This window comes from Streptomyces sp. NPDC047981 (assembly GCF_040653315.1).
In the GTDB taxonomy this organism is placed as follows: domain Bacteria; phylum Actinomycetota; class Actinomycetes; order Streptomycetales; family Streptomycetaceae; genus Streptomyces.
Genome location: NZ_JBEZNQ010000027.1, coordinates 78,324 through 99,065, shown reverse-complemented (window position 1 = coordinate 99,065; position 20,742 = coordinate 78,324). Strand labels below are relative to the sequence as shown.

At 69.2% G+C, this 20,742-nt stretch carries 20 protein-coding genes, 3 tRNA genes and 1 pseudogene; 20 read left to right on the top strand and 4 right to left on the bottom strand.

Features of this window, described 5'->3' with window-relative positions; all coding sequences use genetic code 11:
• Positions 1 to 791 (bottom strand): annotated as a pseudogene (locus tag AB0E14_RS18330) (hydrolase); the annotation flags it as partial.
• Between the two features lie 286 nt (positions 792 to 1,077).
• Between AB0E14_RS18330 and AB0E14_RS18325 the strand changes: the two are divergent.
• The 10 genes from AB0E14_RS18325 (at position 1,078) to AB0E14_RS18280 (ending at position 7,526) form a co-directional block, all read left to right on the top strand.
• A tRNA-Thr gene (locus tag AB0E14_RS18325) sits at positions 1,078 to 1,150 on the top strand.
• Positions 1,151 to 1,194: 44 nt separating this feature from the next.
• A tRNA-Met gene (locus AB0E14_RS18320) sits at positions 1,195 to 1,267 on the top strand.
• An 88-nt stretch (positions 1,268 to 1,355) separates the two neighbouring features.
• Positions 1,356 to 1,520, top strand: a complete 165-nt coding sequence (gene rpmG / locus AB0E14_RS18315; protein WP_003956487.1) for a 50S ribosomal protein L33 — start codon at positions 1,356 to 1,358, stop codon at positions 1,518 to 1,520.
• An 82-nt stretch (positions 1,521 to 1,602) separates the two neighbouring features.
• Positions 1,603 to 2,055 (top strand): MaoC family dehydratase N-terminal domain-containing protein, encoded by a 453-nt coding sequence (locus AB0E14_RS18310; protein ID WP_362418420.1) that lies wholly within the window; start codon positions 1,603 to 1,605, stop codon positions 2,053 to 2,055.
• Positions 2,056 to 2,058: 3 nt separating this feature from the next.
• On the top strand, positions 2,059 to 2,487 hold the full coding sequence (locus AB0E14_RS18305) for a MaoC family dehydratase (protein WP_362418417.1): 429 nt from the start codon (positions 2,059 to 2,061) through the stop codon (positions 2,485 to 2,487).
• Positions 2,488 to 2,580: 93 nt separating this feature from the next.
• Complete coding sequence (locus AB0E14_RS18300; protein ID WP_362418414.1) at positions 2,581 to 3,150, top strand: TetR/AcrR family transcriptional regulator; 570 nt, start codon at positions 2,581 to 2,583, stop codon at positions 3,148 to 3,150.
• A gap of 87 nt (positions 3,151 to 3,237) precedes the next feature.
• Positions 3,238 to 4,671: a DHA2 family efflux MFS transporter permease subunit gene (locus AB0E14_RS18295; protein ID WP_362418411.1), complete on the top strand. Its 1,434-nt coding sequence runs from the start codon at positions 3,238 to 3,240 to the stop codon at positions 4,669 to 4,671.
• A gap of 50 nt (positions 4,672 to 4,721) precedes the next feature.
• Entirely contained in the window at positions 4,722 to 5,819 is a 1,098-nt protein-coding gene (locus AB0E14_RS18290) for a UDP-N-acetylmuramate dehydrogenase (RefSeq protein ID WP_362418408.1), read from the top strand.
• A 193-nt stretch (positions 5,820 to 6,012) separates the two neighbouring features.
• Positions 6,013 to 6,537: a SigE family RNA polymerase sigma factor gene (locus AB0E14_RS18285; RefSeq protein WP_362418405.1), complete on the top strand. Its 525-nt coding sequence runs from the start codon at positions 6,013 to 6,015 to the stop codon at positions 6,535 to 6,537.
• Positions 6,537 to 7,526 carry a hypothetical protein gene (locus AB0E14_RS18280; RefSeq protein ID WP_362418402.1) on the top strand — a complete coding sequence of 330 codons (990 nt, stop codon included), beginning with the start codon at positions 6,537 to 6,539 and terminating at the stop codon, positions 7,524 to 7,526. The genes AB0E14_RS18285 and AB0E14_RS18280 overlap by 1 nt, the downstream gene beginning before the upstream one ends.
• A gap of 27 nt (positions 7,527 to 7,553) precedes the next feature.
• Here AB0E14_RS18280 and AB0E14_RS18275 read toward each other — a convergent pair whose 3' ends face one another.
• Positions 7,554 to 8,186, bottom strand: coding sequence for an NAD(P)H-binding protein (locus AB0E14_RS18275; RefSeq protein ID WP_362418399.1), 633 nt, complete (start codon positions 8,184 to 8,186; stop codon positions 7,554 to 7,556).
• Positions 8,187 to 8,279: 93 nt separating this feature from the next.
• Here AB0E14_RS18275 and AB0E14_RS18270 point away from each other — a divergent pair, with 93 nt between their 5' ends.
• Positions 8,280 to 8,882 carry a TetR/AcrR family transcriptional regulator gene (locus tag AB0E14_RS18270; RefSeq protein ID WP_362418396.1) on the top strand — a complete coding sequence of 201 codons (603 nt, stop codon included), beginning with the start codon at positions 8,280 to 8,282 and terminating at the stop codon, positions 8,880 to 8,882.
• Here the strand turns inward: AB0E14_RS18270 and AB0E14_RS18265 are convergent.
• Both AB0E14_RS18265 and AB0E14_RS18260 read right to left on the bottom strand, forming a co-directional pair.
• Positions 8,875 to 9,921, bottom strand: a complete 1,047-nt coding sequence (locus AB0E14_RS18265) for an adenosine deaminase (RefSeq protein WP_362418393.1) — start codon at positions 9,919 to 9,921, stop codon at positions 8,875 to 8,877. The two genes, AB0E14_RS18270 and AB0E14_RS18265, sit on opposite strands and share 8 nt — an antisense overlap.
• 122 nt (positions 9,922 to 10,043) lie before the next feature.
• Positions 10,044 to 11,270, bottom strand: a complete 1,227-nt coding sequence (locus tag AB0E14_RS18260; protein WP_362418390.1) for a pyridoxal phosphate-dependent aminotransferase — start codon at positions 11,268 to 11,270, stop codon at positions 10,044 to 10,046.
• Between the two features lie 203 nt (positions 11,271 to 11,473).
• Between AB0E14_RS18260 and AB0E14_RS18255 the strand changes: the two genes are divergently transcribed.
• From AB0E14_RS18255 to rpoB, 9 genes are all read left to right on the top strand, one after another.
• A tRNA-Trp gene (locus AB0E14_RS18255) sits at positions 11,474 to 11,546 on the top strand.
• Positions 11,547 to 11,649: 103 nt separating this feature from the next.
• Positions 11,650 to 11,937 (top strand): preprotein translocase subunit SecE, encoded by a 288-nt coding sequence (gene secE / locus AB0E14_RS18250; protein ID WP_137993978.1) that lies wholly within the window; start codon positions 11,650 to 11,652, stop codon positions 11,935 to 11,937.
• A 42-nt stretch (positions 11,938 to 11,979) separates the two neighbouring features.
• Entirely contained in the window at positions 11,980 to 12,894 is a 915-nt protein-coding gene (gene nusG, locus AB0E14_RS18245; RefSeq protein ID WP_362418387.1) for a transcription termination/antitermination protein NusG, read from the top strand.
• Between the two features lie 178 nt (positions 12,895 to 13,072).
• On the top strand, positions 13,073 to 13,507 hold the full coding sequence (gene rplK / locus AB0E14_RS18240; protein ID WP_362418384.1) for a 50S ribosomal protein L11: 435 nt from the start codon (positions 13,073 to 13,075) through the stop codon (positions 13,505 to 13,507).
• A 79-nt stretch (positions 13,508 to 13,586) separates the two neighbouring features.
• Positions 13,587 to 14,315 (top strand): 50S ribosomal protein L1, encoded by a 729-nt coding sequence (gene rplA / locus AB0E14_RS18235; protein WP_361860966.1) that lies wholly within the window; start codon positions 13,587 to 13,589, stop codon positions 14,313 to 14,315.
• 148 nt (positions 14,316 to 14,463) lie between these two features.
• A complete protein-coding gene (locus AB0E14_RS18230; RefSeq protein ID WP_362418380.1) occupies positions 14,464 to 15,408 on the top strand; it encodes a hypothetical protein in 945 nt (314 codons plus the stop codon).
• A 276-nt stretch (positions 15,409 to 15,684) separates the two neighbouring features.
• Positions 15,685 to 16,215: a 50S ribosomal protein L10 gene (gene rplJ, locus AB0E14_RS18225; RefSeq protein WP_362418377.1), complete on the top strand. Its 531-nt coding sequence runs from the start codon at positions 15,685 to 15,687 to the stop codon at positions 16,213 to 16,215.
• A gap of 111 nt (positions 16,216 to 16,326) precedes the next feature.
• On the top strand, positions 16,327 to 16,710 hold the full coding sequence (gene rplL / locus AB0E14_RS18220; RefSeq protein ID WP_362418374.1) for a 50S ribosomal protein L7/L12: 384 nt from the start codon (positions 16,327 to 16,329) through the stop codon (positions 16,708 to 16,710).
• 544 nt (positions 16,711 to 17,254) lie between these two features.
• Positions 17,255 to 20,737 (top strand): DNA-directed RNA polymerase subunit beta, encoded by a 3,483-nt coding sequence (gene rpoB, locus AB0E14_RS18215; protein WP_362418371.1) that lies wholly within the window; start codon positions 17,255 to 17,257, stop codon positions 20,735 to 20,737.
• Positions 20,738 to 20,742 lie beyond the last annotated feature (5 nt).

Genomic DNA, 20,742 nt, shown 5'->3' with positions numbered 1-20,742 from the left:
GCCGCCAGCTGGTCCGCCGCCCGCCGCGCCGCGTCCGGGGGCAGCCGGGAGAGCCCCGCGCACGGGCCGATCGTCACGCCGGGCCGCAGGCCCCCCGCCATGGCCGCGAACCGGGCGAGCCGCGCCGGGTCGTCGGCGTCCGTGTGCAGGTCGACCGGGCAGCCCTGCTCGGCCGCCACCTCCAGGACCGCCTCCACGTAGCCGGCCGGGTCCGGATCGAGGTCCGGGCAGCCGCCCACCACGCTCGCGCCCATCTTCACGGCGTCCCGCAGCATCGCGAGCCCGTCCGCGCCCGCCGTGCCGGTCAGCAGCCGGGGCACCGCGACCGTGGTCAGGTCCACCAGTCCGCGCAGTGAGCGCCGCGCCTGCAGGACGGCCTCCAGCGGGCCGAGCCCGTGGACGTCGCCGATCCGCACGTGGGCGCGCTGCGCGGTCGCGCCGTGGCCGAGCTGGAGCAGCGCGGCCTCGGTGGCCCGCCGCTGCACCTCGTCGGGGGCGTACGAGACGGGGCCGGGGGAGGGGCCCGGGGCGTCGGCGCTCAGCGCCGTGTCGGCGTGGGCGTGCGGTTCGGCGGGGGCCGGGAGCAGCAGATAGCCGGCCAGGTCGACGCGGGCGCCGACGGCGGTCAGGCTGCCCGCCGTGCCCACGGCCTCGATCCGGCCGCCGACCAGCCGTACGTCGACCGTCCGGCCGTCCGTGAGCCGCGCGTTGGAGAGCAGGAGCGAGGTGGTCTCGGTGGTGGCGGCGGACCGGTCGTCGGGCGGCTGGGGCTGCTTGCTGTCGGCTGACATCGGCCTCCTCAAGGCTCCTCGAGCTCACGGTCAGGTTCAGCTCAAGATCAAGATCACGCAGCGTGGGGCCGAGCCTAGGGGCGGTGCGGCCGCCCTTCGAGGAGGTGGGCAATAGTCGTACTGATGAGGCCACGTGTGGCGTACCTGTGGGGTGGATGTGGCCTGCGGGGTGCGCGGGATCGGAGCCCGTGAGGGGTGCCGGACGGCGCGCGCGCGTGCCCGTCGGTGGGGGCGCCGAAACGGATTTGGGCGATCGGTGGAGGACCGTGTAATGTCTTCATCGCTCGCCCCAATAGCTCAGTCGGTAGAGCGTCTCCATGGTAAGGAGAAGGTCTACGGTTCGATTCCGTATTGGGGCTCTGGTGAGAAGGAACCCACCCTCGGGTGGGAACCGGATCATCAAAGCGGTGTAGCTCAGTCGGTAGAGCAAGCGGCTCATAATCGCTGTGTCACCGGTTCAAGTCCGGTCACCGCTACACACGGTAGCCGATTGTGGGGTCGGTCCTTCGATCGGCTACTCTTTTATGCGTTCATCCGTCCATCCGTCCGTCAAGGAGCACTCACGTGGCTGCCACCGACGTCCGCCCGAAGATCACGCTGGCCTGCGTGGAGTGCAAGGAGCGGAACTACATCACCAAGAAGAACCGGCGTAACAACCCGGACCGTCTTGAGATGAAGAAGCACTGCCCTCGCTGCAACTCGCACACTGCGCACCGCGAGACGCGCTAATCAGGCTCGTTCACGAGGCCGTCCCCACCAGGGGGCGGCCTCGTGTCGTTTGTCGGCAACAAATCCAGGAGGTATCGAGTCCATGGCGCTCGACCAGTCCTTCGTGGGCCGGACCTATCCGCCCACCGCGCCCTACGAGGTCGGCCGGGAGAAGATCCGCGAGTTCGCCGAGGCGATCGCCGACGCGAATCCCGCCTACGTCGACCAGGAAGCGGCGAAGGCCCTCGGCCACCCCGACGTGATCGCTCCGCCGACCTTTGTGTTCGCGATCACGTTCAAGGCGGCCGGGCAGGTCGTCGAGGACCCGCAGCTGGGCCTGGACTACAGCCGTGTGGTGCACGGCGACCAGAAGTTCGTCTACACCCGGCCCGTACGCGCGGGCGACCGGCTCTCGGTGACCACGACCATCGAGGCGATCAAGTCGCTCGCGGGCAACGACATCCTGGACATCCGCGGTGAGGTGCACGACGCGACCGGCGAGCACGTCGTGACCGCCTGGACCAAGCTCGTGTCCCGCGCGCCCGAGGAGGCCTGAGCCATGACCGCGAAGATCGCTTACGACGACGTCGAGGTCGGCACCGAACTCCCGGCGGCCACCTTCCCCGTGACGCGCGCCACGCTCGTGCAGTACGCCGGTGCCTCCGGGGACTTCAACCCGATCCACTGGAACGAGAAGTTCGCCCGCGAGGTCGGCCTGCCGGACGTCATCGCCCACGGCATGTTCACCATGGCCGAGGCCGTCCGCGTCGTCACCGACTGGGTCGGCGACCCGGCCTCCGTCGTCGAGTACGGCGTGCGCTTCACCAAGCCCGTGGTCGTGCCGAACGACGACGAGGGCGCCCTGATCGAGGTCAGCGCCAAGGTCGCGGCGAAGCTGGACGACGGTCTGGTCCGGGTCGACCTGACCGCGATGTCGGCCGGCCAGAAGGTCCTGGGCATGTCCCGGGCCGTGGTCCGGCTCGCGTAGCCGCAGCACGCCAGAAGGAAGGGGTGGCCGCCTCGCGTGGCCGCCCCTTTCTCCGTGTTTGCATTGTTAGTGATTGAGTACTAACTTCGAAATATGGCCAGGATGAGTGCGGAGGAGCGACGCGAGAGCGTGATCCGTGCCGCGATGAGCGAGTTCAGTCGCGGCGGGTACTACGGCACGTCCACCGAGGCGATCGCCAAGCGCGTCGGCGTCTCACAGCCGTACCTCTTCCGTCTCTTCCCCGGGAAGAAGGCGATCTTCCTCGCCGCCTCCGAGCGCTGCATCTCCGAGACCATCAAGGTCTTCGAGGACGCCTCGGAAGGGCTGTCGGGGGAGGAGGCCCTGCATTCCATGGCCGACGCGTACATGAGGATCATCGCGGAGGACCCGGACCGGCTCCTGATGCAGATGCAGGTGTACGTGGCGGTCGCCGCCGCCGAGAGGGCCGGTGACCACGAGTTCGGCGAGACCGTACGGGCCGGCTGGATGCGGCTCTGGGAGAGCGTGCGCACGGCGCTCGGCGCAGATGTGAACGAGACCACGAAATTCCTGGCGTACGGGATGCTCATCAACACCCTCGTCGCCATGGGTTTCCCGCCCGAGCACCGGGTCTGGGAGGGCTTCTACCCCTCCTCCCCGCGCGACGGCCGACCGGCGGAGTAGTCCGACACCGTTTCCACGGTTCGGTGCTTCTTCATGACCATGAAAGTTAGTCAGCGATAACTAATCAACGGTACGAGAGGCAGAGCCATGAACCAGCCCGCAGCCCGCCGCGGTTCCGCCGTCTGGGCCCTCGTCATCACCAGCGTCGCCGGATTCATGGCGGCCCTCGACAACCTCGTCGTCACCACCGCCCTGCCCTCGATCCGCGAGGACCTCGGGGGCGCGCTCCACGACCTCGAATGGACCGTGAGCGCGTACACGCTCACGTTCGCCGTCCTGCTCATGTTCGGCGCCGCGCTCGGCGACCGCTTCGGCCGCCGCCGGCTCTTCGTCGTGGGCATCACCGTCTTCACGCTCGCCTCCGCCGGTGCCGCCCTCGCCCCCGGCATCGACGCGCTGATCGCCGCCCGCGCCGTGCAGGGCGTCGGCGCCGCGATCATGATGCCGCTCACGCTGACCCTGCTCACCGCGGCCGTCCCGGCCGCCAAGCGCGGCATGGCCTTCGGCATCTGGGGCGCCGTCAACGGACTCGCCGTCGCTTCCGGACCCCTCATCGGCGGCAGCCTCACCGAGCACATCTCCTGGCAGTGGATCTTCTGGCTGAACGTTCCGCTCGGCCTCGCCCTGCTGCCGCTCGCCCGGCTGCGCCTGGCCGAGTCCTACGGCACCGGTGCCCGCCTCGACGTCGTCGGCACCCTCCTCGCCAGCGGCGGCCTCTTCGGCATCGTGTACGCGCTGATCCGCGGCCCGATCGACGGCTGGACCTCCGCGACCGTGCTCACCGGGCTCGTCGTGGGCGCCGCGCTCCTCGCCGGCTTCGTCCGCCACGGCATACGCGGCAAGGCCCCGATGCTGCCCATGCGGCTGTTCCGGAGCCGCGCCTTCGCCGGGATCAACGCGGCCAGCCTGCTGATGTTCCTCGGCATGTTCGGCTCGATCTTCCTGCTCAGCCAGTACATGCAGGGCGTCCTCGGCTACTCGCCCACCGAGGCGGGACTGCGGATGCTGCCCTGGACCGGCATGCCCATGATCGTCGCGCCGATCGCGGGCGCCCTGTCCGACCGGATCGGCGGCCGCCCGGTCGTCGCCGCCGGTCTCGTCCTCCAGGCCCTGGGTCTCGCCTGGTTCGCGCTCGTCGTCACCGCCGACGTCTCGTACGCCGCCCAGCTCCCCGCTCTGATCATCAGCGGCGTCGGCATGGCGCTCTACTTCGCCCCGGCGGCCAACCTGGTCATGTCCAGCGTCCGCCCGTCCGAACAGGGCATCGCGTCCGGCGCGAACAACGCCCTGCGCGAGGTCGGCGGCGCGCTCGGCGTCGCGGTGGTGGCCTCGATCTTCGCGGCGCAGGGCGGATACGGATCCGCGCAGCAGTTCGTCGACGGCCTGCAGCCCGCGCTCTGGGTCGGCTCGGGAGCCGTGGCCCTCGGCGCGGTCGCCGTCCTCTTCGCGCCGTCCCGGCGCCGACAGGAGCGGGAGGCGAGGGAAGCGGAGGAGGAGAAGGGGGATCTGGTCGCCGCGTGACGGAGCCGTGCGCGTGAGGCCCTGCCGACGGCATCGGCGGGGCCTCACGCATGTCCGCGTGGCGGATGAGGGCCCGTACTCTTGAGCGCGTGCAGGAACTCCACGACGCCCCCCTCGCCCCCCTGACCACCTTCCGGCTCGGCGGCCCCGCCGCGCGGCTCGTCACGGCCGTCACCGACGACGAGGTGATCGCCGCCGTCCGCGAGGCCGACCGCGCGGGCACCCCGCTGCTGGTCATCGGCGGCGGATCCAACCTGGTCATCGGCGACAAGGGCTTCGACGGAACCGCCCTGCGCATCGCCACCACCGGCTTCGCGCTCGACGGTACGAAGCTGGAGCTCGCGGCGGGCGAGGTCTGGACGGACGCCGTCGCGCGCACCGTCGAGGCCGGGCTCGCCGGCATCGAGTGCCTGGCCGGGATCCCCGGCTCCGCGGGAGCGACCCCGATCCAGAACGTGGGCGCGTACGGGCAGGACGTCTCCGCGACGATCACCGAGGTCGTCGCCTACGACCGCCGGGCCGAGGAGACCGTCACACTCACCAACGCCGAGTGCGCCTTCTCGTACCGCCACAGCCGCTTCAAGGACGACCCGGAGCGCTACGTCGTGCTGCGCGTCCGCTTCGAGCTCGAGGACGCGGAGGGGCTGTCCGCGCCGATCAAGTACGCCGAGACCGCCCGTGCCCTCGGCGTCGAGGCCGGTGACCGCGTCCCGCTGGCGCGGGCCCGGGAGACGGTCCTCGCCCTGCGCGCCGGGAAGGGCATGGTCCTGGACCCGGCCGACCACGACACCTGGTCCGCGGGCTCCTTCTTCACCAACCCCATCCTGACGGCGGCGGAGTACGAGACCTTCCTCACGCGCGTCGCCGGGCGGCTCGGCCCGGACGTCACGCCGCCGGCCTACCCGGCGGGCGAGGACGGGCAGGTCAAGACCTCGGCCGCCTGGCTCATCGACAAGGCCGGCTTCACCAAGGGGTACGGCACCGGCCCCGCCCGTATCTCCACCAAGCACACCCTCGCGCTCACCAACCGCGGCGAGGCCACGACCGAGGACCTCCTCGCGCTCGCCCGCGAGGTCGTCGCCGGTGTGCGGGACGCCTTCGGGGTCACGCTCGTCAACGAGCCGGTGACGGTCGGCGTCAGCGTCTGAGCGCCTCCGTCCGGATCCGATGAACCGGATCCGATGAACCGGATCCGATGAACCGGATCCGATCTATTGGATCCGATCTTCTGGATCCAGTGCCATGGATCCAGAAATCCGTGGAACCCTTCGGGCTCCCCACGTTGTCGAGTGAGTGACAGGCTCCCGGGAAGCGGGGCCGCACGCTCGTCGAGGGGGAGCCGTGGAGGGGACCGGCCCACCGGAGTTCGCCGACTTCGCGGAGTCGGCGTACGCCTCACTCCTGCGCACCGCCCGGCTCCTGACCGGGGATCCGCACGCCGCCGAGGACCTCGTCCAGGCCGCGCTGGTCAAGGTCTATCTGCGCTGGGGCGGCGCGGGCCGCTGGGACTCGCCCCAGGCCTACGCCCGCAAGGTCGTCGTCAACCTCTACGCGACCTGGCGTCGCCGCCGCTGGCACACCGAGGTCGTGCGCCCCGGCGACGAGGGCGCGTCCGTGCCCGGCACGCACGACATGGCCGACGGGGCCGACGCGCGCCTCGAACTGGCACGTGCGCTCGCCACCCTGCCCCGCGCGCAGCGCGCCGTGGTGGTGCTCCGCTTCTACGAGGACCTGTCCGTGGAACAGACGGCCGCGCTGCTCGGCTGCTCGCCCGGGACGGTCAAGAGCCGGACCAACAGGGCCCTGGAACGGCTGCGCGCCACCGGCGCGCTCGCCGGATACGTGGGAACGGGAAGGGGCGCGTGATGGACGACTCCGAGGACTCCCTGCGGCGCGGACTGCGCGACCTGGCCGCGGACACGGGCACGGGCGCGGGCACGGGCACGGGCGCGGGCGCGGGCACGGACCCGACCACCGTGCCCGTCGACGCCCTCGACAGGGCCAAGACCGTCAACACGGTCAACACCGTCATCGGGCGTGGGCGGCGTATCCGGCACCTGCGGCGCTCCCTCGCCGCCGGCGCGGCGACCCTCGCGATCGCGGGCGGCTCGGTCCTGGGCGTCCGCTGGACGGACCCGGCCCCCGCCGCCACGCCCACGCCCCCGCCCTCGGAGCCCGCCACACCCTCGTACCCGTACGCGGGCAAGTACCGGCCCCAGCCTCCCTCGGGCCCCGGCGACCCGCTGGACACCGGGCCCCGCGCGCCGGTCGAGAACACGCGCTACCGGTACGACCTCTCCGCCGCCTGCGACCTGCGGTTCGCCGTCTTCGGCGGGCGGGTCTGGGAGCGGGAGGACGGGGGTTCCGCCGTCGCGGTGCGGTGGGCGGACGACCGGCTGCGGGGGTACATGAGCTGGACGGACGGCCTCCGGGACCGTGTGGAGCGGGACACCGCGGTCTTCGAGACCGACACGCCCGGTCTGACCGGCCTCCGCTTCCGCCCGCTGGCCGGGCCCGCGCCGGAGTGCCTCGGCCAGGAGCCCGCTCGGCGCCACGAGGAGGCCCCGGCCGCCACGATCGGCCCGGAGCGGCCCGAGCGGGGCGTGCGCTACCCGTACGACATGACCAAGGAGTGCGACATGCGGTACGCGGTCTTCGCGGGGCGCCTGTGGCGGGCCGAGAGCGACGGGCGGTCCCAGACGATCATCGACTGGGTGAACGACCTCCCCCTGGCGGCCTTCATGACCCTGGTGTCGGATCGGAAGGCGGTCCTCGAGTGGCCGTCCGGGCCGCTGGACACCCCGCGCACGACGACGTACCGCCCGGTGGAGGCGCGGGGCGACGACTGCCCCTGAGAACGGGCTTCCCCCGGGCACCGGCCGTCAGTACGCCACGCCCACCGGCTTCCCGATCGTCGCCGGGTCGTCGATCATCGCCAGCATGGCGTGGGCGACGTCGGCGCGGGCGAGGGAGCGGCCGCGAGGCGGGGTGCCGCCGACGACCGAGCGGTAGCGGCCGGTGACGGGCTTGTCGGTCAGCTTCGGCGGGCGGACGGAGGTCCACCGGGTGGCGCTCGCCGCCACCTCGGCCTCCATCACGCGCAGGTCGGCGTAGACGTCCTTCAGGACCGCGTTGACGATCGCGAGCGCGGCCTTGTCGACGAAGGACTGGCCGTCCGGGGCGGGTCCCAGCGGGGCTGCGCTGACCACGAGCAGGCGACGGACGCCCTCGGCGTCCATCGCCGCGAGGACCGAGCGCGTGAGCTTCGCGGCGATGCCGGCGTCCGCGCGGCCTCGGGCGCCGAGGCCCGAGAGCACGGCGTCCTTGCCCGCGACCGCTCCGCGCAGCGCGCCGGGGTCCGTGAGGTCGGCGCGGAACACCTCCAGACGCTCGCCGGTGACGGGGAGCCGCGCCGGGTCGCGGACGACGGCCGTCACGTCGTGGCCCGCGTCGAGCGCCTGGCGGACGATCTCCCGGCCGATTCCGCCGGTCGCTCCGAAGACGGTGAGCTTCATGACGCACCTCGCACTGCATAGGGTGGGTAAGTGTTCACTCACCACTAGGGTGGGTGAGTACTCACTCACCCGTCAAGTGTGGTTGGAGCCCGCATGGACCAGGACCAGAAGCCGACCCGCGTCCGGATCGTCGACGCGGCCCACGACCTCATGCGCACCGCAGGCCTGGCCCGCACCACGACGAAGGAGATCGCCAAGGCCGCGGGCTGCTCGGAGGCGGCGCTCTACAAGTACTTCCCGAGCAAGGAAGACCTGTTCGTGACGGTCCTCAACGAGCGGCTGCCCCAGCTCGGCGGACTCCTCGGCACCCTCGTCACCGACCCCGGTGGCCGGAGCGTGGAGGAGAACCTCACCGAGATCGCCCGCCAGGCCGCACTCTTCTACGAGCAGACCTTCCCGATCGCCGCCTCGCTCTACGCCGAGCCGCGCCTCAAGCGCCGCCACGACGCCGTCATGCGCGAGCTCGGAGTCGGCCCCCACCTCCCGATCGAGGGCCTCGCCGCCTACCTCCGCTCCGAGCAGCAGCACGGCCGCATCGGGCCCGACGCGGACCCGCTGGCCGCCGCCTCCCTGCTCCTGGGCGCCTGCGTCCAGCGCGCCTTCGCCTGGGAGATGACCGGCGACGGCCGGCCCCCGCAGGACCTCGACACCTTCGCCGGCTCGCTCGCCCGCACCCTCATGGCGGGGATCAGCTAGCGGCCGGGGCCGCCAGCCAGTCGTCGACGCCCGACAGGAGCTTGTGCCGGACGTCCTCCGGAGCCGCCGAGGCCCGGATCGACTGGCGGGCAAGCTCGGCCAGCTCCGGGTCCGTGAAGGCGTGGTGGCGACGGGCGATCTCGTACTGAGCGGCCAGCCGCGACCCGAAGAGCAGCGGGTCGTCCGCGCCCAGGGCCATTGGGACACCGGCCTCGAAGAGCGCCCGCAGTGGGACGTCCTCGTGCTTCTCGTACACCCCGAGGGCCACGTTCGACGCAGGGCACACCTCGCAGGTCACGCCCTTCTCGGCGAGCTTGCGCAGCACCCGGGGGTCCTCCGCCGCCCGCACCCCGTGCCCGATCCGCGCCGCCCGGAGGTCGTCCAGGCAGTCCCGTACGGACGAGGGGCCCGTCAGCTCGCCGCCGTGCGGGGCCGCCAGCAGGCCGCCCTCGCGGGCGATCGCGAAGGCCCGGTCGAAGTCGCGGGCCATGCCCCGGCGCTCGTCGTTGGAGAGCCCGAAGCCGACCACGCCCCGGTCCGCGTAGCGCACGGCGAGCCGGGCGAGCGTACGGGCCTCCAGCGGGTGCTTCATCCGGTTCGCCGCCACCAGGACCCGCATCCCCAGACCGGTCTCCCGCGCGGCCGAGTCGACCGCGTCCAGGATGATCTCCATGGCCGGGATCAGACCGCCGAGCAGCGGGGCGTACGACGTCGGGTCGACCTGGATCTCCAGCCACCCCGAGCCGTCCCGTACGTCCTCCTGGGCCGCCTCGCGCACGAGGCGTCGGATGTCCTCCGGCTCCCGCAGGCAGGACCGGGCGATGTCGTACAGCCGCTGGAAGCGGAACCAGCCGCGCTCGTCGGTGGCCCGCAGCTTCGGCGGCGTACCGCTCTTGAGCGCCTCCGGGAGATGGACGCCGTACTTGTCCGCCAGCTCGATGAGCGTCGTGGACCGCATCGAACCCGTGAAGTGCAGATGCAGATGGGCCTTGGGCAGCAGGGTGATGTCGCGGGAAACGTGCTCGGAAACGTGCTCCATTGAAGGATCTTGCCGCACCCGAATGGACGAACACAGCCCCTTTCCCCGATCGGGACCTTGCTAGAACGTAAAAACGGGCCCCCGGTTCCGGAGAACCAGGGGCCCGAGGGGCGGAGCCGCGACTAGTCGCGGGCCTCCGCGAGCAGCTTCTGGATCCGGGACACGCCCTCCACCAGGTCCTCGTCACCGAGGGCGTACGACAGCCGGAGGTAGCCGGGGGTGCCGAAGGCCTCGCCCGGGACGACCGCGACCTCGGCCTCGTCCAGGATCAGCGCGGCCAGCTCGACGGAGCTCTGCGGGCGCTTGCCGCGGATCTCCTTGCCGAGCAGCGCCTTCACCGACGGGTACACGTAGAACGCGCCCTCGGGCGTCGGGCACAGGACGCCGTCGATCTCGTTGAGCATCCGCACGATGGTCTGCCGGCGCCGGTCGAAGGCGCGGCCCATCTCCGCGACGGCCTCCAGGTCGCCCGAGACGGCGGCGAGGGCGGCGGCCTGCGCGACGTTGCTCACGTTCGACGTGGCGTGCGACTGCAGGTTCGTCGCGGCCTTCACGACGTCCTTCGGGCCGATGATCCACCCCACGCGCCAGCCGGTCATCGCGTACGTCTTGGCGACACCGTTGACCACGATGCACTTGTCGCGCAGCTCCGGCATGACCGCCGGCAGGGAGACGGCGGAGGCGCCGCCGTAGACCAGGTGCTCGTAGATCTCGTCCGTCAGCACCCACAGACCGTGCTCGACGGCCCAGCGGCCGATCGCCTCGGTCTCGGCCTCGCTGTACACGGCGCCGGTCGGGTTCGACGGGGAGACGAACAGGACGACCTTGGTCCGCTCCGTGCGCGCCGCCTCCAGCTGCTCCACGGAGACGCGGTAGCCGGTGGTCTCGTCGGCGACGACCTCGACCGGGACACCGCCCGCGAGCCGGATCGACTCGGGGTACGTCGTCCAGTACGGGGCCGGGACGATGACCTCGTCGCCCGGGTCGAGGATCGCGGCGAAGGCCTCGTAGATCGCCTGCTTGCCACCGTTGGTCACCAGGACCTGGGAGGCGTCGACCTCGTAGCCGGAGTCGCGCAGCGTCTTCGCGACGATCGCGGCCTTCAGCTCCGGCAGACCGCCGGCCGGCGTGTAGCGGTGGAACTTCGGGTTCTTGCACGCCTCGACGGCGGCTTCGACGATGTAGTCCGGGGTCGGGAAGTCGGGCTCACCCGCGCCGAAACCGATCACCGGGCGCCCGGCGGCCTTGAGGGCCTTGGCCTTGGCGTCGACGGCGAGGGTCGCGGACTCGGAGATCGCACCGATGCGGGCGGAGACCCGGCGCTCGGTCGGAGGGGTAGCAGCGCTCATACGGCCCATGCTCCCAGACCCGCTTCCCGCCCGGCACACAGGTTTCAGGGAGCGGACAGGAACGGTCATTCCTGGTCGTAGGCGGGTCGGCGGGGAGCTCCGGCTGCTTTCTGTTCGACGCGGGGCTCATGAACACGTACACTCACTGCTCGTTGGGCCTCACCGACCACATCTCACGATGCGGTAGGTTGGGGAAGCCACAAAGGGTCGTAGCTCAATTGGTAGAGCACCGGTCTCCAAAACCGGCGGTTGGGGGTTCAAGTCCCTCCGGCCCTGCTACACACACCGCCAGGATGTGTGCGCATGTACGTACTTCAATGCACCGCCGTGCGGATCCACCCGGCACGGCACTGCCATGACCCGGGATCAGGTGAGAAGCGTGACGGACGCCGTGGGCTCCATCGACATGCCTGATGCCGAGGACGAGGCGCCGGACTCGAAGAAGAAGGCCCGCAAGGGCGGCAAGCGCGGCAAGAAGGGCCCTCTGGGCCGTCTCGCGCTCTTCTACCGCCAGATCGTCGCGGAGCTTCGCAAGGTCGTCTGGCCCACTCGCAGCCAGCTGACGACGTACACCACGGTAGTGATTGTCTTCGTTGTCATCATGATCGGCCTTGTCACCGTGATTGACTATGGCTTCCAGGAAGCAGTCAAGTACGTCTTCGGCTGACTTCTTGTTCCACCCCATCTGTAACCAGGAAGAAGCAGCCACGTGTCTGACCCGAACCTGAACGAGTCTGTGTCCGAGGACGAGCTCGACATCCTCGAGGCGGCCGACGAGGACCAGGCCGAGGCTGCTGACGCCGCTGCGGGCGAGGCTGCCGAAGAGGCCGCTCTCCACATCGAGGACGAGTCCGACATCGAGGACGAGGACTCCGACGAGGACGCGTCCGACGACGTCGAGGACTCCGACGACGAGGACTCCGACGAGGACGAGGACTCCGACGTCGAGGCCGAGGACGAGACCGACGAAGAGGTCGCCGAGGTCGAGGAGGAGCCCGCCGCTCCCGTCGACCCGATCCAGGCGCTGCGTGACGAACTCCGCGGCCTGCCCGGCGAGTGGTACGTGATCCACACCTACGCGGGCTACGAGAAGCGCGTGAAGGCCAACCTGGAGCAGCGCGCCGTCTCGCTGAACGTCGAGGAGTTCATCTACCAGGCCGAGGTGCCCGAGGAAGAGATCGTCCAGATCAAGAACGGCGAGCGCAAGAACGTCCGGCAGAACAAGCTGCCCGGCTACGTGCTCGTCCGCATGGATCTGACGAACGAGTCCTGGGGCGTCGTCCGCAACACCCCCGGCGTCACCGGCTTCGTGGGCAACGCCTACGACCCGTACCCGCTGACCCTGGACGAGATCGTCAAGATGCTCGCCCCCGAGGCCGAGGAGAAGGCCGCCCGCGAGGCGGCAGAGGCCGAGGGCAAGCCGGCTCCGGCCCGCAAGGTCACCGTCGAGGTCCTGGACTTCGAGGTCGGCGACTCGGTCACCGTCACCGACGGCCCCTTCGCCACCCTGCAGGCCACGATCAACGAGATCAACGCCGACTCGAAGAAGGTCAAGGGCCTCGTCGAGATCTTCGGTCGCGAGACCCCGGTCGAGCTCAGCTTCGACCAGATCCAGAAGAACTGACCCTCACGGGGACATCGGTTCACCACGGTTTTCCGAGCAGGTCAGAGTGGCTCTCAGAGCCGCTCTGACCTGCTCGGTTTTTGGCCGCACCGCTATACCCGTTATCGTGGTGCGGTATGCCTCCATCCGGATGACCGGATGGCGGGCTGAACACTCTCACTAGGACCCGGAGAGAGCAATGCCTCCCAAGAAGAAGAAGGTCACGGGGCTTATCAAGCTCCAGATCAACGCTGGTGCGGCCAACCCGGCCCCGCCGGTCGGCCCCGCGCTCGGTCAGCACGGCGTCAACATCATGGAGTTCTGCAAGGCCTACAACGCCGCGACCGAGTCGCAGCGTGGCATGGTCGTGCCGGTGGAGATCACGGTCTACGAGGACCGCACCTTCACCTTCATCACCAAGACTCCGCCGGCCGCCAAGCTGATCCTCAAGGCCGCGGGTGTGGCCAAGGGCTCCGCCGAGCCGCACAAGACCAAGGTTGCCAAGCTGACGGCCGCCCAGGTCCGCGAGATCGCCACGGTCAAGCTGCCCGACCTGAACACCACCGACCTTGACGCCGCGTCGAAGATCGTCGCCGGCACCGCCCGTTCCATGGGCATCACGGTCGAGGGCTGATCACCCCCCTCGTGACCTCCAGTGGTAGGGCCGGCGCGGCCCGCACCACGACTCCATACCTGAACCAACAGGAGCAGAAGTGAAGCGCAGCAAGGCTCTCCGCGGCGCGGACGCCAAGATCGACCGGGAGCGGAACTACGCCCCCCTCGAGGCCGTCCGTCTCGCCAAGGACACCGCCACCACCAAGTTCGACGGCACCGTCGAGGTCGCCTTCCGTCTGGGTGTCGACCCGCGCAAGGCCGACCAGATGGTCCGTGGCACCGTGAACCTCCCGCACGGCACCGGTAAGACCGCCCGGGTCCTGGTCTTCGCGACCGGTGACCGTGCCGAGGCCGCGATCGCCGCTGGCGCCGACATCGTCGGTTCCGACGAGCTCATCGACGAGATCTCCAAGGGCAACCGCCTGAACGAGTTCGACGCCGTCGTCGCCACCCCGGACCTCATGGGCAAGGTCGGCCGCCTCGGCCGCGTCCTCGGCCCGCGTGGTCTCATGCCGAACCCGAAGACCGGCACCGTCACCCCCGATGTCGCGAAGGCTGTCAACGACATCAAGGGCGGCAAGATCGAGTTCCGCGTCGACAAGCACTCGAACCTGCACTTCATCATCGGCAAGGTCTCCTTCGACGAGACGAAGCTGGTCGAGAACTACGCCGCGGCTCTGGAGGAGATCCTCCGTCTGAAGCCGTCCGCCGCCAAGGGCCGCTACATCAAGAAGGCGACCCTGACGACGACGATGGGCCCCGGCATCCCGCTGGACTCCAACCGCACCCGCAACCTCCTCGTCGAGGAGGACCCGGCCGCGGTCTGAGCCCTTCCGGCTCACTGAGTGGTCAAGCCGGCCCCCAGCCCCTCTCCGGAGGGGCCGGGGGCCGGCTTTTCTCGTTGGGGGCCTGTCCGAGCGGTGGGCTACCGTACAGATGACCTGTTAAGTGAAGATTTTTTTGGGGTGGGGACTCATGGGCAAGGCCTCGTGGAAGCGCGCCGGTGTCTCGCTGGTCGCCGTGGCCGTCGTGGTCGGCGCCGCGGGCTGTCAGGACGGCGACGAGGGCAGGAAGAAGGCCGCGGAGGCGCCTGCGAAGCCGCAGCTGCAGACGCAGGCCGCGGTCACCAAGGTCATCCAGGCCGCCTTCGAGAAGACCTCGGCCGCCAAGTCGGCCAAGGTCAGGATGACCATGACGATGCCGGCCGGCCTGGAGGGCGGCGGCACGATGGAGATGACCGGCGTCCAGGGCTGGGACCCGGCGCTCATGGACATGACCGTCAAGGGCTCGATGATGGGCGCGGGGGACCCCGACGCCCCCGAGCAGATCCGCATGATCATGCTCGACGGCGCGATGTACATGGACCTCGGCACCAAGATGGCCGCCGAGATGGACGGCAAGCGCTGGATGAAGCTCGACCTCAAGGCCGCCGCCGAGCTGTCCGGGGACAAGAACCTCCAGAAGTCGATGACCGGCGGCCTGGAGAACATGAACCAGGACCCGGCCAAGCAGATCGCCCTGATGCTGGACTCGCCGAACCTGAAGCACGTGGGCCCCGAGAAGGTCGACGGCGTGGAGACCCAGCACTACAAGGGCTCGCTGACCCTGGAGCAGATGGTCTCCACCAACAAGTCCCTCGACGTGCTCTCCGAGCAGGAGCGCAAGGACCTGATCGCGAACATCAAGAAGTCCGGCGTCACGGGGTACGACACCGAGCTGTGGGTGAACGGCGACGGCTACCCGGTGAAGATGGACATCGGCATGAAGACGCCCCAGGGGGCGGTCTCGATCGAGGCCCACTACTCCGACTACGGCGCCAAGGCGGCCGTCCAGGCCCCGCCGGCCAAGGACACCGTCGACCTCTTCAAGATGCTCAAGGAGATCGGCGAGGCGGGCGGCGAGGGCGCCGGCCAGGCCTGAGCCGGCTGAGCCGTACGGGCGGATTTGCTCCCCGCCGTATGCGTCGCGTACTCTTCCACAGAAGCCAAAGACCGCTGGTCGTTGCCGTGCTCTCGCAGAGGGTCCGGTGGCCGAAGGTTCGCTGGGATGCGAACGGCCCGCGCAGGTGATCGTGGAAGAGTTCCCGGTTCGTTTTCGATCCGGTCGAGCTGTGCCCCGTGCGCCTGCGCCGGGGCGTTTTTCATTGTTCAGCCCCTTCTGAGCGGTCCTCATCACCCGGAAGGAGGCCGACGCTCTATGGCAAGGCCCGACAAGGCTGCCGCGGTAGCCGAGCTCAAGGACATGTTCCTGAGCTCGAGCGCCGTCGTGGTGACCGAGTACCGGGGTCTCACCGTGGCCCAGCTCAAGACGCTGCGCCGTTCGCTCGGTGAGAACGCCCAGTACGCCGTGGTGAAGAACACGCTGACCAAGATTGCGGCCAACGAGGCCGGGATCACCTCGCTCGACGACCAGTTCAACGGTCCGACGGGCGCCGCCTTCATCACCGGTGACCCGGTGGAGTCGGCGAAGGGTCTTCGTGACTTCGCCAAGGACAACCCGAATCTCATCATCAAGGGCGGTGTCCTTGATGGTAAGGCGCTCTCCGCCGATGAGATCAAGAAGCTTGCGGACCTCGAGTCCCGCGAGGTTCTGCTCAGCAAGCTGGCCGGTGCCTTCAAGGGCAAGCAGTCCCAGACTGCTTCGCTCCTCCAGGCGCTGCCGTCGAAGTTCGTCCGCACCGCGGAGGCGCTTCGCGTCAAGCTCGCCGAGCAGGGCGGTGCCGAGTAATTCGGCTCGCGCAATGATCGCCGCCCGCTAGGGCGACGGTCGCAGCGGGCCGAACGTACGCCCGCCTACATGTACATCCGGCACCTGCCGAATTAGTGGAAGGACGCCATCATGGCGAAGCTGTCCCAGGATGACCTGCTCGCGCAGTTCGAGGAGATGACCCTCATCGAGCTCTCCGAGTTCGTGAAGGCCTTCGAGGAGAAGTTCGACGTCACCGCCGCCGCGGCCGTCGCCGTTGCCGGCCCCGCCGTCGGTGGCCCGGCCGCCGAGGTTGCCGAGGAGCAGGACGAGTTCGACGTCATCCTCGAGGGTGCGGGCGACAAGAAGATCCAGGTCATCAAGGTCGTGCGTGAGCTCACCTCCCTGGGCCTGAAGGAGGCCAAGGACCTCGTCGACGGCACCCCGAAGCCGGTCCTCGAGAAGGTCGCCAAGGAGGCCGCGGAGAAGGCTGCCGAGTCCCTCAAGGCCGCCGGCGCCTCCGTCACGGTCAAGTAAGACCCTGCGAGTCTCCTGACTCGTTCTGGCGCCTCTCAGGCGCCTCGCCAAGGGCGATCACCCATCCGGGTGGTCGCCCTTCGGCGTACTCCGGGACGGGCGTGGCGGGGGTCGTGGGAGGTGCCGCGAGCGGAGTATGGTGATCTTCGCCGTGCGCCCCCGCTGACCGGGGGGCCTTGACGAACCGGACGCAGCGCGCAATTCTCAGGACGCGTCGTCACAACGATCCGTATCCGAGGCATGGATCGACGGCGGAACGGGCAGTATCGAGGTGCGCCGCACGGCGCGAGGTACCGCGGAGTTGAGAACAACGAGGGTCGCGAAAAACTCGCCCTGGACATCAGTGGGCCAAGTGGCTACACTGACCCTTTGCGCTGCCTGTTAGCTGCCCCCTGCCCGTCACCTGGGGCATACCCTCGCGAGAGCATTGTCGGCAGACCTGACCTGACCTGGGCTTTTGGCCACATCGGGAAATGTCTGTCCCTCTGCGTCGCTGGGGACCGGTACGCGCGTAGTGAGTCCGAGCCCTCGGAAGGACCCCCTCTTGGCCGCCTCGCGCAACGCCTCGACCCATACGAACAACGGCGCCAGCACCGCCCCGCTGCGCATCTCCTTTGCAAAGATCAAGGAGCCCCTCGAGGTTCCGAACCTCCTCGCGCTGCAGACCGAGAGCTTTGACTGGCTGCTCGGCAATGCCGCCTGGAAGGCTCGCGTCGAGGCAGCTCTCGAGTCGGGACAGGACGTCCCCAGGAAGTCGGGTCTGGAGGAGATCTTCGAGGAGATCTCCCCGATCGAGGACTTCTCCGGGTCGATGTCGCTGACCTTCCGCGACCACCGCTTCGAGCCCCCGAAGAACTCGATCGACGAGTGCAAGGACCGTGACTTCACGTACGGCGCCCCGCTCTTCGTCACGGCCGAGTTCACCAACAACGAGACCGGCGAGATCAAGTCCCAGACGGTCTTCATGGGCGACTTCCCGCTCATGACGAACAAGGGCACCTTCGTCATCAACGGCACCGAGCGTGTCGTCGTCTCGCAGCTGGTCCGTTCGCCGGGTGTCTACTTCGACTCCTCCATCGACAAGACGTCCGACAAGGACATCTTCTCCGCCAAGATCATCCCGTCCCGGGGTGCCTGGCTGGAGATGGAGATCGACAAGCGCGACATGGTCGGTGTCCGTATCGACCGCAAGCGCAAGCAGTCCGTCACCGTCCTCCTCAAGGCTCTCGGCTGGACCACCGAGCAGATCCTGCAGGAGTTCGGCGAGTACGAGTCCATGCGCGCCACCCTGGAGAAGGACCACACCCAGGGCCAGGACGACGCGCTGCTCGACATCTACCGCAAGCTCCGTCCGGGCGAGCCGCCGACCCGCGAGGCCGCTCAGACGCTGCTCGAGAACCTCTACTTCAACCCGAAGCGCTACGACCTCGCGAAGGTCGGCCGCTACAAGGTGAACAAGAAGCTCGGCGCCGACGAGCCGCTGGACGCCGGTGTCCTGACCACCGACGACGTCATCGCCACGATCAAGTACCTGGTGAAGCTCCACGCGGGCGAGACCGAGACGATCGGCGAGTCCGGCCGGGAGATCGTCGTCGAGACCGACGACATCGACCACTTCGGCAACCGTCGTCTGCGCAACGTCGGCGAGCTCATCCAGAACCAGGTCCGTACGGGTCTGGCTCGTATGGAGCGCGTCGTGCGCGAGCGCATGACCACCCAGGACGTCGAGGCGATCACGCCGCAGACCCTGATCAACATCCGGCCGGTCGTCGCCTCCATCAAGGAGTTCTTCGGCACCAGCCAGCTGTCGCAGTTCATGGACCAGAACAACCCGCTGTCGGGTCTGACGCACAAGCGTCGTCTCTCGGCGCTGGGTCCCGGTGGTCTGTCCCGTGAGCGGGCCGGCTTCGAGGTCCGAGACGTGCACCCGTCCCACTACGGACGCATGTGCCCGATCGAGACCCCCGAAGGCCCGAACATCGGTCTGATCGGTTCGCTCGCCTCGTACGGCCGCGTCAACGCGTTCGGCTTCATCGAGACGCCGTACCGCAAGGTCGTCGACGGCCAGGTCACCGACGAGGTCGACTACATCACCGCCGACGAGGAGGACCGCTTCGTCATCGCCCAGGCGAACGCGACCCTGAACGACGAGCTCCGCTTCACCGAGCCTCGCGTCCTGGTCCGCCGCCGTGGTGGCGAGGTCGACTACGTCCCGCCGACCGAGGTCGACTACATGGACGTCTCGCCGCGCCAGATGGTGTCGGTCGCGACGGCCATGATCCCCTTCCTCGAGCACGACGACGCCAACCGTGCCCTCATGGGCGCGAACATGATGCGTCAGGCGGTGCCGCTGATTAAGTCCGAGGCCCCGCTCGTCGGCACCGGCATGGAGTACCGCTGCGCCACCGACGCCGGTGACGTGCCGAAGGCCGACAAGGACGGTGTCGTCCAGGAGGTCTCGGCCGACTACATCACCGTCGCCAACGACGACGGCACGTACACCACGTACCGGATGGCCAAGTTCTCCCGCTCGAACCAGGGCACCTCGGTCAACCAGAAGGTCGTCGTCTCCGAGGGCGACCGGGTCATCGAGGGCCAGGTCCTCGCCGACGGTCCGGCCACCGAGAACGGTGAGATGGCGCTCGGCAAGAACCTGCTCGTGGCGTTCATGCCGTGGGAGGGTCACAACTACGAGGACGCGATCATCCTGTCGCAGCGCCTCGTGCAGGACGACGTCCTCTCCTCGATCCACATCGAGGAGCACGAGGTCGACGCCCGTGACACCAAGCTCGGCCCGGAGGAGATCACCCGGGACATCCCGAACGTCTCCGAGGAGGTCCTCGCCGACCTCGACGAGCGCGGCATCATCCGGATCGGTGCCGAGGTCGTCGCCGGCGACATCCTCGTCGGCAAGGTCACGCCCAAGGGTGAGACCGAGCTGACCCCGGAGGAGCGCCTGCTCCGCGCGATCTTCGGTGAGAAGGCCCGTGAGGTCCGTGACACCTCGCTGAAGGTGCCGCACGGCGAGACCGGCAAGGTCATCGGCGTCCGCGTCTTCGACCGCGAGGAGGGTGACGAGCTTCCCCCGGGCGTGAACCAGCTGGTCCGCGTCTACGTCGCCCAGAAGCGCAAGATCACCGATGGTGACAAGCTCGCCGGCCGTCACGGCAACAAGGGTGTCATCTCCAAGATCCTTCCGATCGAGGACATGCCCTTCCTCGAGGACGGCACCCCGGTCGACATCATCCTGAACCCGCTGGGTGTCCCGTCCCGAATGAACCCGGGACAGGTCCTGGAGATCCATCTCGGCTGGCTCGCCAGCCGCGGCTGGGACGTCTCCGGTCTCGCGGACGACTGGGCGCAGCGCCTGCAGGCCATCGGCGCCGACCAGGTCGCCCCGGGCACCAACGTCGCCACCCCCGTCTTCGACGGTGCGCGTGAGGACGAGCTCGCGGGTCTGCTCCAGCACACGATCCCGAACCGCGACGGCGAGCGCATGGTGCTCCCCTCCGGCAAGGCGCGTCTGTTCGACGGCCGCTCCGGCGAGCCGTTCCCGGACCCGATCTCGGTCGGGTACATGTACATCCTGAAGCTCCACCACCTGGTCGACGACAAGCTGCACGCTCGGTCGACCGGTCCGTACTCGATGATCACCCAGCAGCCGCTGGGTGGTAAGGCCCAGTTCGGTGGCCAGCGCTTCGGTGAGATGGAGGTGTGGGCGCTGGAGGCATACGGCGCCGCGTACGCCCTCCAGGAGCTGCTGACGATCAAGTCCGACGACGTGACCGGCCGCGTGAAGGTCTACGAGGCCATCGTCAAGGGCGAGAACATCCCTGAGCCCGGCATCCCCGAGTCCTTCAAGGTGCTCATCAAGGAGATGCAGTCCCTGTGCCTCAACGTGGAGGTGCTGTCCTCGGACGGCATGTCCATCGAGATGCGCGACACCGACGAGGACGTCTTCCGCGCAGCGGAGGAGCTCGGTATCGACCTGTCCCGGCGCGAGCCGAGCAGCGTCGAAGAGGTCTGACGGGA